Genomic DNA, 10,260 nt, shown 5'->3' on the forward strand with positions numbered 1-10,260 from the left:
AATTGTAAGTGCGGTGGTATCGGATACTGAGATACGTCGTTCAGGTATTGAAAAATTAAATCAGACAATATAGTCAATCACCGATGGCTCCTGCTTACACATCCTGCGCCAGTCCACGACGGGCATCCGGATGTGCAGGCCTGTGCTGCCATCATCTTCATTCCATTCTTTTTCGATCGCATGTAACTGGTAGAAACGGCTGCGTAACTTACCGGCATGAGGCGGCAGGCGGAGTTCATATTGCGCAATTTCCCCCGCCAGACGTTCAGAGAGCGCCTGCCAGAGCAGAGGAATGCCGGCTCCGCTTTGTGCCGATAACCAGACCCGGATCGGCATATTTTCCTCGTTACGGTCAATACGCGGCTCAAAGTCTTCCAGCCGGTCTATCTTATTCATCACCAGCAATGCCGGGATTTCATCGGCTTCAATTTCTGCCAGCACTTCATCGACGGCATCGATGTTTTCATCCAGACGCAGATCGGCCGCGTCCACCACATGTATCAGCAGAGAGGCCTCACGGGTTTCCTGCAAGGTGGCTTTAAATGCAGCCACCAGATCATGCGGCAGGTGACGAATAAACCCGACCGTATCGGCCAGCACTACGTCCCCGACATCCGCGATGTGCAGGCGACGGAGTGTCGGGTCCAGCGTTGCAAATAACTGGTCAGCCGCATAAACGTCGGCCGACGTCACCTTGTTAAACAGGGTGGATTTCCCGGCGTTGGTATATCCCACCAACGACACGGTAGGAATGTCCGCTTTTGCGCGTGCCTGACGTCCCTGCTCACGCTGCTTCTCCACCCGGCTCAGGCGCGAGAGGATCAGACTGATGCGATTACGCAGTAAACGGCGGTCCGTTTCCAGCTGGGTTTCGCCGGGCCCGCGCAAGCCTATCCCGCCTTTCTGACGTTCCAGGTGAGTCCAGCCTCTGACGAGTCGTGTCGCCAGGTGACGTAACTGAGCCAGTTCAACCTGCAATTTACCCTCATGGGTACGTGCACGCTGAGCAAAAATATCCAGGATCAATCCGGTGCGATCGACGACCCGGCACTGGCAGATAGCTTCCAGATTACGTTCCTGGGCCGGGGATAATGCATGATCAAACAGGACGACGGAGGCACCGGTCGCTTTGACCGCATCAGCAATTTCCTGTGCCTTTCCTTCGCCCACAAAATATTTGGGGTGGGGTGCCTTACGGCTACCGGTCACTACCTGCAGGGCTTCTACGCCCGCAGAAGATACGAGTGTCTCAAATTCCTGTAAATCTTCCTGATCCCGGTCCTGGGTAAACCAGATATGGACCAGAACAGCCTGCTCGCCAGCTTCATAACGCTCAAACAAGCGAAAACCTCTCTTAATAAAAAAACCAGGGCGGCGACCTTGTTGCGGACACCGACCCTGGAATTACAGTGACAAATTACTCTGCGCTATCACCGTCTTGTTGTGACTGAGCAGATGCAGTTCCATTATTATGATAGTTACTGCCACCCGTCGGCGCATTAGTGTGGTGAGATACCGGTCGTGACGGTACTACCGTCGAGATAGCATGCTTATAGACCATCTGGCTGACGGTATTTTTTAACAGAATGACGAACTGATCGAAGGATTCGATCTGACCTTGCAATTTAATACCATTAACCAGATAAATTGAAACCGGTACACGTTCGCGACGCAATGCGTTCAAAAACGGGTCTTGTAATGATTGCCCTTTAGCCATTCTATCTTTTCCTTATATGCTTGTTGTTTATTATTTCAGAACCAACAGTTTAAAATTGCGAAAATTTTGCGCACCGTAACCCGTCAATTGTACACAATCACCCAATGTTAGCACTAACAACCTTCATTATCGTTTCCTGTGCTAACCGGGGTTGATCACTGTCAAGCCAGTGGATATTTTCCCATCCCCGTAACCAGGTGATTTGCCGTTTTGCCAGTTGTCGCGTCGCGCAGATCCCGCGAAAAACCATTTCATCGTAATCGATTTCACCCGATAACCATGACCACATCTGGCGATATCCTACACAGCGGACAGATGGCATATCTGTATGCAGATCACCCCGCATAAATAATTTTCGCACTTCTGCCTCAAATCCCAACGCCAGCATCTGCTCAAACCGCAATGCGATGCGTTGATGCAACAATTCGCGACTGGAGGGAGCAATTGCAAACTGTATGACATCATAAGGTATCGCTTCGCCAGATGTTTTTGTCAGCCCTGTTAAAGTTTTACCTGAAATATAAAAAACTTCCAGTGCCCTCGACAGTCTCTGGGGATCATTCGGATGAATACGATGCCCGGCCTCGGGATCAATCCGGCATAAATCGCGATGCAGCGCTTCCCAGCCTTCCGCTTCCGCTCTTTCTTCTATCTGCCGGCGAATTTCCGGATCAGCCGCAGGTAACGGGGATAACCCTTCCAGCAAGGCTTTATAATAAAGCATCGTACCGCCCACCAGCAGCGGAATACGCCCGCTCTGTGAAATTTCATCCATTTCTTTCAGAGCATCCCGGCGGAACTCTGCCGCCGAATAGGCCTGCGCCGGGTCACGGATATCCAGCAAACGGTGCGGGGCCAGAGCCAGTTCTTCTGCTGACGGTTTGGCTGTGCCGATATCCATACCCTTATAAATTAACGCAGAGTCGACACTGATAATTTCTACCGGCAGCTGCTGACGTAACGCAATGGCCTGGGCCGTTTTACCGGAAGCCGTCGGCCCCATCAGGAAAATAGCCTTCGGCCGGCCGGACTGTTTTAATTCACTCATTTTTCAACGCTTCAAATACATTGTTTAAATCCACTGCCTGTAATAATCCGGCAGGAGGGGCAGCAACCAGCGACGGTGTCAGCCTCTCCAGGTCTGCCAGTAAAGCAATAGCCTGTGAGTGATTCCATTCAGAGTGTCCGGTATTACAGCGGGTTGCCAGCCATCGGGCAAGCTGCTCTGCACTGACCTCTGATTGTCGGGCAAGATAGCCTAACAGCTCCGGAATCAAGTTTTGTAAATTTTGTGTGCGCAATGGTAAAGGCACCCCCCGCAATGTGACATGCTGGGCATCCGTCGCAAAGTCCAGCCCCAGAGAGTGCAGCGCGTCACTGTGTACCGACAGTGCCTGACGCTCTGACTTTTCTGCTTTCAGCCGGACAGGGATCAGCAATGGCTGGGAGCGAAGCCCCGTCTCACCCGGCTGTAACTGCGCCTGGATAAGCCAGCGCGAGGCCACAGGCAGCGCGATCAGCTGCACCCCGTCCCGATGTTCGGTCAGTGCATACACCTGGCGCAGCACGGTCAGCACCCGGCCAAAACTTCGCGGGTGTGAGACTAAAGGCACGTCGGTTTCCCGTGGATGACTCCGTGCCGGCGCCGGAACCTGCTCCTGTGCTGACGGCGGTAACTGAGCCGCAGAGAGCATCTTTTGGTACAGCTCCCCTTCCCGGGTCTGATAGCGCGGTGCGGTATAGGCGGCCGGGGGCGCCGTCCCGGTCGCACGGCCGGGGGGTTTTCCCTGCATGCTGCCGCTATTATCGCCCGGAACCGGGCGGTCGACAGCCGCAGGCCGCGGTGGCGAAGAGTACAGATTATCCCCGGCGGCCCGTCGGTTCACTGCCGCCGTGCTTACCGGGGCCTCCGTCATCTCCGGCAGGTGTTCCGTCGCACTTTGTAACGCACTCAGTACGCCCTGGTAGATAAAGTCATGGACCAGTCGCGATTGATGGAAGCGGACTTCATGTTTGGCCGGATGGACATTGACATCGACCTGGTGCGGGTCGATGGTCAGATAGAGTACATAGGCGGGTTGCTGATCGGCCCCCAGCTTATCCTGATACGCCTGCCGGATTGCGTGATTAATGAGTTTATCGCGCATCATACGGCCATTAACGTAGCAGTACTGTAACTCTGAGAACTGGCCCGCCGCACGGGGGTCCGCCACCCAGCCGGTCAGCCCCAGGGCATCATGCTGCCATTCAAGGTGCAGGGCATGTTCCAGAAAAGCAGACCCGCAGATAGCCGCCAGCCGGCGCTCCTGCTGCTTCTGCTCACTGGCTGCGCGGTAATGACGGATGCGTTTACCGTTATGACTGAGGGAGAACTCCACATCAAAACGCACCAGGGCGATGCGGCGGATCACTTCATCAATATGTGTAAATTCGGTTTTTTCGGTACGCAGAAACTTCCGCCGTGCCGGTGTGTTATAGAACAGATCCAGCACTTCCAGGGTCGTCCCGCAGGGATGCGCCGCCGGTTTGAGAGAAACATCCATCTCCCTCCCCTGTGCATACGCCTGCCATGCGCCTTCCTGCGATTCCGGGCGGGAAGTCAGGGTCAGTCGTGACACAGAACTGATACTGGCCAGGGCTTCACCGCGAAACCCCAGGCTCATGATAGCTTCCAGGTCATCCAGGCTGGCGATTTTACTGGTAGCATGACGGGCGAGTGCCATCGATAGTTCATCTTTAGCTATCCCGCAGCCGTTATCACGGATGGATATCCGCTTTGCACCACCTTTCTCAATTTCTATTTCAATGCGGGTCGCCCCGGCATCAAGGCTGTTTTCTGTCAGCTCTTTAACGACCGAGGCCGGTCTTTCAACCACTTCTCCGGCGGCGATCTGGTTCGCCAGTTGAGGTGGTAATATTTTTATTGTCATTCCCTTCCTCACAGAACGTTGATGACCAGAAGTTCTCTTCTGTCAGCGGATCATGGCGGAGAGATGGTCAGTGTCTGGCCCAGCATAACATTTTCAGAACGCATATGGTTTTGCTGCATTATACGCGTTGAGCTCACACCATACTTAGCGGAAATACTGCTGAGTGTATCTCCCCTGACCACTTTATGCCGGATAATGGCAGAAGGTTTAGCGGAGTTCACATTTTGCGGGCTCGTCGCGGTCGCAGGGATTTTCAGACGCTGTCCTGTCATGACAGTTTCTTTCTTCAGGCGGTTAAGGTCAATCAGTGAACGGTTCGTGACCCCGTAACTCCGTGCAATACCCGTCAGTGTTTCGCCGGATCGCACCACATGAACCGTTGGTGTGGCAGAGATTGCCGGTGTCGCGGGTTGCGCTTTATTCTCCCGCTGCGGCACATATTGCTGCGGATGCGCTTTAAAGTAATTGCGCAGGCCGTGGTAAATCGCTTTGGCAATCTTATCCTGATACGCCCCGCTCCCCAGTAAACGTTCTTCTTTTCGGTTACTGATAAATCCGGTTTCCACCAGCAAGGACGGGATATCCGGCGAACGTAATACCCCGAGGCTGGCGTGTTCGGGCAGACGCTTGTGCATCGTCGTCACTACGCGCAGTTGCTGGATGACTTTAACCGCAACGTCGTACCCTACCCGTTGTGAATGGCCAAATTGCAGGTCCAGCACGGCCTGACTGAAATACGGGTCAGCCTGATTATTTGCCAGCAGATCACCCGCACCGCCCAGTAATTCAGACTGTTTTTCTCTCTGTTCAAGCCAGCCAGCCATTTCTGAATTTGCGCGCCGGTTAGAAAGCACCCAGACTGAGGCCCCGGTGGCAGAATGGCTCGGTGCAGAATCCGCATGGATGGAGAGCAGCAGGTTGGCTTTTTCTTTACGGGCAACCTCTGAACGTCCCATCACGGAGACATAGTAATCGCCGGTCCGGGTCATCACCGCTTTAAACATCGGATCGGCGTTCAGTAGCGTTTGCAGCTTACGGGCGATAGAGATAGTGACATTTTTCTCTTTCAGACCGTTCTGACCGATGGCGCCGGGATCCTGGCCGCCATGTCCCGCATCGATAGCGACAATCACCTGCTCGTTATTACGGACTTTACCGCCGGGATAGGTCGTCGTGTTGGTATTGGTCGCCGTGGCGCCGTTCTGCCCTTTGAAAGGATCACTGGCCGGCGTCGCTTTAGCGGCCGAAGTGACGGCGTTTCTTCCGCGCAGAGAAAAAATCACCTGGTAATCATTTCCCTGCACATCCATCCGTGTGGTGGTTTTCGCCGCCTGAGTCAGCTCAAAGACCAGCCGGAAACTGTGCGTGTTGACCGGTTTACTGGTACGAATACGCTTTACGATATTCTCACCACTAAAATTCAGCGGCAGGCCTTTAATCACCCCCGACTGATTGATATCCATGACAACCCGTTCGGGTTTGTGGAGAGAGAACCATGAGTAGGCAGGTTTACCGTTAAAATGCAGTGTCACCGTGGCCAGTGAACCGCCATTATCGACACTGATGTTGGATAACGATGCTGCAACACTCAGCCCCGGCAACAGGAGGATGAGTAATAAGAGTCCATGCCGATACAACTGCCCTAAGGTCATACTCCATCCCTGTCTGAGCCTGACTGCGCGACAATGTTTTCCCCATACGGGGTATGGGCCACGATCTCTGCCTGCCGGCAATCGGCCACGTAACTCAGGGTAATCGTCAGATCCGGTTCAGGTAAAAAGCCTTTTCCCTGCTGAGGCCATTCAACCAGACAGATCGCCTCCGCGCCGAAATAATCACGGATCCCCATGAATTCCAGCTCTTCAGGATCCGCCAGACGATACAGATCAAAATGGTAAACAGTGCGCTGCCCCAGGGTGTAAGGCTCTACCAGGGTGTAAGGCTCTACCAGGGTGTAGGTCGGGCTTTTCACGTTTCCCTGATGCCCGAGGGCCTGAATAAACCCGCGACTGAAGGTCGTTTTACCGGCCCCCAGATCACCGTACAGATAGATGACCGTGGCCCGGTGACTGGCCTGTGCAAGAGATGCGCCTAAAGCCAGAGTGGCCGATTCATCAGGTAAAGCGATAACAGAGGTTTTCATTCTTTATTTTACGTTCATATCCGGATTAACAAATCGCCTAAGCGGAAGAAATAAATCACTGGCTAACATACCACGCATGCCGAATTCGCTGGCAACCGCATCGGCTGCGGCGCCGTGGGCAACCACACCGGCACAGGCCGCATCATAAAGAGAGAGTTTCTGCCCGGCAAGTGCCGCAATCACACCACTCAGCACGTCACCCATGCCCCCGGTCGCCATGCCGGGATTTCCCACATCGGCTATTGTCATACCGTCACCGGAAGCCGCAATCACTGTGCCCGCCCCTTTCAGTACGGCCACACCACCATAACGCCGTGTCAGCTCGCGCGCCGCCTGTAGCCGGTCATGTTCGACGGCACTGACCGTCACCCCGAGTAATCGTGCGGCCTCGCCCGGATGAGGGGTAAGAATTCGATTCTGACGTGTATCGGGATCGATTGCCAGAAGGTTGAGGGCATCGGCATCCCAAAGTGTGTCTTTTTTACTTTTTTTTACCTGATTCAGGATCTCACGGGCACGGGCGCTCTGCCCCAGTCCCGGACCAATCACCACTATATCGGCCCATTCGAGTGATTCCTTTAATTTCTCGTCTGAAGCTTCTGCCACCATCAGCTCAGGACGAGCACTCAGAATGGCAGACACATTTTTAGCGTGAGTCAGCACCCTGACCAGGCCCGCTCCGCTGCGTAAGGCGGCCTCTGCAGCCAGACGTATCGCCCCCCCGGTCCCTTCGGCGCCGCCGATCAATACTAACCGGCCATTATTGCCTTTATGAGCGGTCCCCTGCCGGGGCTGCAGCCATCGCGAAAGATCACCGGCTGTCCTGCGCCAGGCTGGCGGTGTAGCCTGTTCCCGCGCGGGTAACGGTCCGGTGAGATCCAGCATGACCTTACCGCAATAGTCGCGGGCTTTCCCGGTCAGCAGTCCGGCTTTCAGCGCGATAAAGCTGAGCGTCACGGTGGCTTTGATAGCCGCTCCCGGGACTGCCCCGCTATCCGCCATCACACCGGAAGGGATGTCCAGAGCCAGGATCGGTACCTGACGCTGTTGGGTTTTTTCGATAAGTGACAGATAAGGATCTTCAGGCGCGCGATTCAGCCCGATCCCCAGCAAGGCGTCAACGATCAGATCTTCTTTGCCGATCCACTCCCCCTCAGCAGGCTGGCATTCACCGCCACAGGCCAGCCACTGCTCTCTGGCTTGCGCGGCTTCCGCGGGCGGATCCTTTTGATCACAGGCCATCACACTCACGGTATAGCCTGCCATGCTTGCCAGGGTCGCCAGTATATAGCCATCCCCGCCATTATTTCCGGATCCACATAAGATGCGTAAATGCCGTGCTTCGGGCCAGGTCTGCCGCAGACACGTAAACGCCGCCATACCTGCCTGCTGCATCAGTTGCCAGCAGGTAATGCCACGACTTTCACACAGCGCGCGTTCCAGTTCAGGGAAGGTTTTCACCGGCCAGACAGACGATGATGATGAAGAAAGATCCTGATCATACTCAGACATTGACGACCTCTTAATCGCGGGAAAGAGAGGGCGACAGAATAACATAGCGGGAAAAAATAGGGAGTGAGTCCCTGACCGGCGCCTGTCTGCCACACAAATGCCGGGCTAAATCATTTTACCGGGTTTCTTTTTGCAGAGAATTTCTGTCTGTGGATAAAAATAAAAATATCTTTTTTATTCAAGGCATACAGAAAGAACATGACTAAAGTCACATTGCAGAAAAAATAAGACATTATGATTTAAATCAGTTGCTTGCTAACTATCGTGAATGATCACTGTGCGCAAAAAAGCGGGGGGTAAAAAAAAGATAAAACTGTGGATAACTCTGTTTACAGACTGCAGAAGCGAAGCCCGTTAATGACACGCCAGGATGAATCTTTTGTAAAAATAAAGGCTTCCTGTAATGCGGCGCGAAATAGCATGCCATCGGCGCTGTATTTCGGGGAGGCGTATTATGCAGAGAACACACAGTGATAGCAACCATCAAATCCACTAACAAATACCGACCGTTGGTTATTTGTACAAACCCTGCAAACTCTGACCCGCCCATGAAAACCGCCCGTCCCTGAGAGATCATAAATATCAATAAGCTAAATGGATCCTTTACAGAAATCAGGATCTTTTACCGATCGTCCGGCAGGTGTTAAAAAAAGTGACGCCGCTGGCGGGGTGAAGTTATTCAGCTATATCTGATTTCTTGCTAAGCTGAGCTTAACTGTTAGTACTGGCGTCTGGCATTCCAAAAGACAGTTCACAAAAACATTAATTATATCGGCCACCTGGTAACAGGGCATTATGGGTATTGAGGAAAACAATGAATAACCAAGAAATTATCTGGTTCAAAGGCGAATGGAGCACAACAGATAAACCTGCGATTGGGATTACCGATCATGCATTATGGATGGCCTCTACCGTTTTTGACGGCGCACGCTCTGTGAAAGGCCATCTTCCGGACCTGGAAGCCCACTGTCAGCGCGCTATTCGTTCTGCGCTTTCTATGGGAATGGAACCTAAAATTACCGCTGACGAAATCATTCGTTTAGTCCACCAGGGACTGGCACAGCTTCCTCACGATACCGATTACTATATTAAAGTCCTGTTCTTCTCTCCTGGCGGGTTCCTGCTGCCGGATCCTGAAAGTACCACTTTCGCTTTGCATATTTTTGAAACGGCCCTGCCGGATGATAACGGATTCAGCGCCACATTCAGTCCGTTCCGTCGTCCGGATGCCACCATGGCCCCGACAGAAGCCAAAGCCTCCTGTCTGTATCCGAACACACAACGCATTATCCGTGAAGCCAGCCAGCGTGACTTTTACACCGCGGTGGTGCTGGACGGTGAAGGTAATGTGGCAGAATTTGCGGCGGCTAACCTGTGGATCGTCAAAAACGGGATCGCTTATACCCCGGTGCCTAACGGGACTTTCCTGAACGGGATCACCCGTCAGCGGGTCATTGCCCTGTTACGTGAAGACGGTATTACGGTAGAGGAAGTGACGTTAACCCCGGAAGATGTCCTGAATGCGGACGAAATCTTCAGTACCGGCAACCATGGTAAGGTTCTGCACTGTAACCGTATCGAAGACAGAGCGCTGACCCGTGGCCCTGTCAGTGCCCGTGCCCGCGAGTTATATCAGGCCTTTACCGAAGCCTCAGAGAAAGTTCAGGGCTGAAGACACAGCAGATAAGGTCCGACAAACGTTGGCCTTGCCTGTTTTGCGGTGATATCGATCAGCGTACCTGGTGCGCTGATTTTTTTATCCGCTATTGCAGGCATAGCAAATCAGCAAATCAGCAAATCAGCAAATCAGCAAATCAGCAAATCAGCAAATCAGCACAGGATAAAAAAGCGAAGTGTAAAACGGAAGAAAATACCGGAGAAAATCTGGAGCGGGAAACGAGACTCGAACTCGCGACCCCGACCTTGGCAAGGTCGTGCTCTACCAACTGAGCTATTCC

General features: G+C 53.3%; 8 protein-coding genes. 1 reads left to right on the top strand and 7 read right to left on the bottom strand.

Translation table 11 applies throughout. The annotated features are described in order from the left end of the window. Positions 1 to 60: 60 nt before the first annotated feature. The 7 genes from hflX to nnr all read right to left on the bottom strand — a co-directional run bounded on the left by hflX (position 61) and on the right by nnr (position 8,302). Positions 61 to 1,341, bottom strand: coding sequence for a ribosome rescue GTPase HflX (hflX, locus tag JK223_RS05480; protein ID WP_212713201.1), 1,281 nt, complete (start codon positions 1,339 to 1,341; stop codon positions 61 to 63). A 76-nt stretch (positions 1,342 to 1,417) separates the two neighbouring features. After that, complete coding sequence (gene hfq / locus JK223_RS05485) at positions 1,418 to 1,717, bottom strand: RNA chaperone Hfq (RefSeq protein ID WP_212713202.1); 300 nt, start codon at positions 1,715 to 1,717, stop codon at positions 1,418 to 1,420. A 97-nt stretch (positions 1,718 to 1,814) separates the two neighbouring features. Next, on the bottom strand, positions 1,815 to 2,765 hold the full coding sequence (gene miaA / locus JK223_RS05490) for a tRNA (adenosine(37)-N6)-dimethylallyltransferase MiaA (RefSeq protein ID WP_212713203.1): 951 nt from the start codon (positions 2,763 to 2,765) through the stop codon (positions 1,815 to 1,817). Further along, positions 2,758 to 4,647 carry a DNA mismatch repair endonuclease MutL gene (mutL, locus tag JK223_RS05495; RefSeq protein WP_212713204.1) on the bottom strand — a complete coding sequence of 630 codons (1,890 nt, stop codon included), beginning with the start codon at positions 4,645 to 4,647 and terminating at the stop codon, positions 2,758 to 2,760. Before mutL ends, miaA begins: the two co-directional genes overlap by 8 nt. Before the next feature lie 50 nt (positions 4,648 to 4,697). Next, positions 4,698 to 6,299, bottom strand: a complete 1,602-nt coding sequence (gene amiB / locus JK223_RS05500) for an N-acetylmuramoyl-L-alanine amidase AmiB (RefSeq protein ID WP_212713205.1) — start codon at positions 6,297 to 6,299, stop codon at positions 4,698 to 4,700. After that, positions 6,296 to 6,790, bottom strand: coding sequence for a tRNA (adenosine(37)-N6)-threonylcarbamoyltransferase complex ATPase subunit type 1 TsaE (gene tsaE, locus JK223_RS05505; protein WP_212713206.1), 495 nt, complete (start codon positions 6,788 to 6,790; stop codon positions 6,296 to 6,298). Before tsaE ends, amiB begins: the two co-directional genes overlap by 4 nt. Positions 6,791 to 6,793: 3 nt before the next feature. After that, the gene (nnr, locus tag JK223_RS05510; protein ID WP_212713207.1) at positions 6,794 to 8,302 is read right to left on the bottom strand and encodes a bifunctional ADP-dependent NAD(P)H-hydrate dehydratase/NAD(P)H-hydrate epimerase; all 1,509 of its coding nucleotides are present in this window, start codon (positions 8,300 to 8,302) and stop codon (positions 6,794 to 6,796) included. A gap of 814 nt (positions 8,303 to 9,116) precedes the next feature. Here nnr and JK223_RS05515 point away from each other — a divergent pair. Next, positions 9,117 to 9,974, top strand: a complete 858-nt coding sequence (locus JK223_RS05515) for a branched-chain amino acid aminotransferase (RefSeq protein WP_212713208.1) — start codon at positions 9,117 to 9,119, stop codon at positions 9,972 to 9,974. Positions 9,975 to 10,260: the final 286 nt, after the last annotated feature.

The sequence above is a fragment of the Tatumella sp. JGM118 genome (assembly GCF_018257515.1).
Classification (GTDB): domain Bacteria; phylum Pseudomonadota; class Gammaproteobacteria; order Enterobacterales; family Enterobacteriaceae; genus Tatumella; species Tatumella terrea.

Bases quoted from the DNA above. Each gene is read 5' to 3' on its own strand.
- hfq (WP_212713202.1), bottom strand. From the start codon at position 1,717: ATGGCTAAAGGGCAATCATTACAAGACCCGTTTTTGAACGCATTGCGT.
- miaA (WP_212713203.1), bottom strand. From the start codon at position 2,765: ATGAGTGAATTAAAACAGTCCGGCCGGCCGAAGGCTATTTTCCTGATG.
- mutL (WP_212713204.1), bottom strand. From the start codon at position 4,647: ATGACAATAAAAATATTACCACCTCAACTGGCGAACCAGATCGCCGCC.
- amiB (WP_212713205.1), bottom strand. From the start codon at position 6,299: ATGACCTTAGGGCAGTTGTATCGGCATGGACTCTTATTACTCATCCTC.
- tsaE (WP_212713206.1), bottom strand. From the start codon at position 6,790: ATGAAAACCTCTGTTATCGCTTTACCTGATGAATCGGCCACTCTGGCT.
- nnr (WP_212713207.1), bottom strand. From the start codon at position 8,302: ATGTCTGAGTATGATCAGGATCTTTCTTCATCATCATCGTCTGTCTGG.
- JK223_RS05515 (WP_212713208.1), top strand. From the start codon at position 9,117: ATGAATAACCAAGAAATTATCTGGTTCAAAGGCGAATGGAGCACAACA.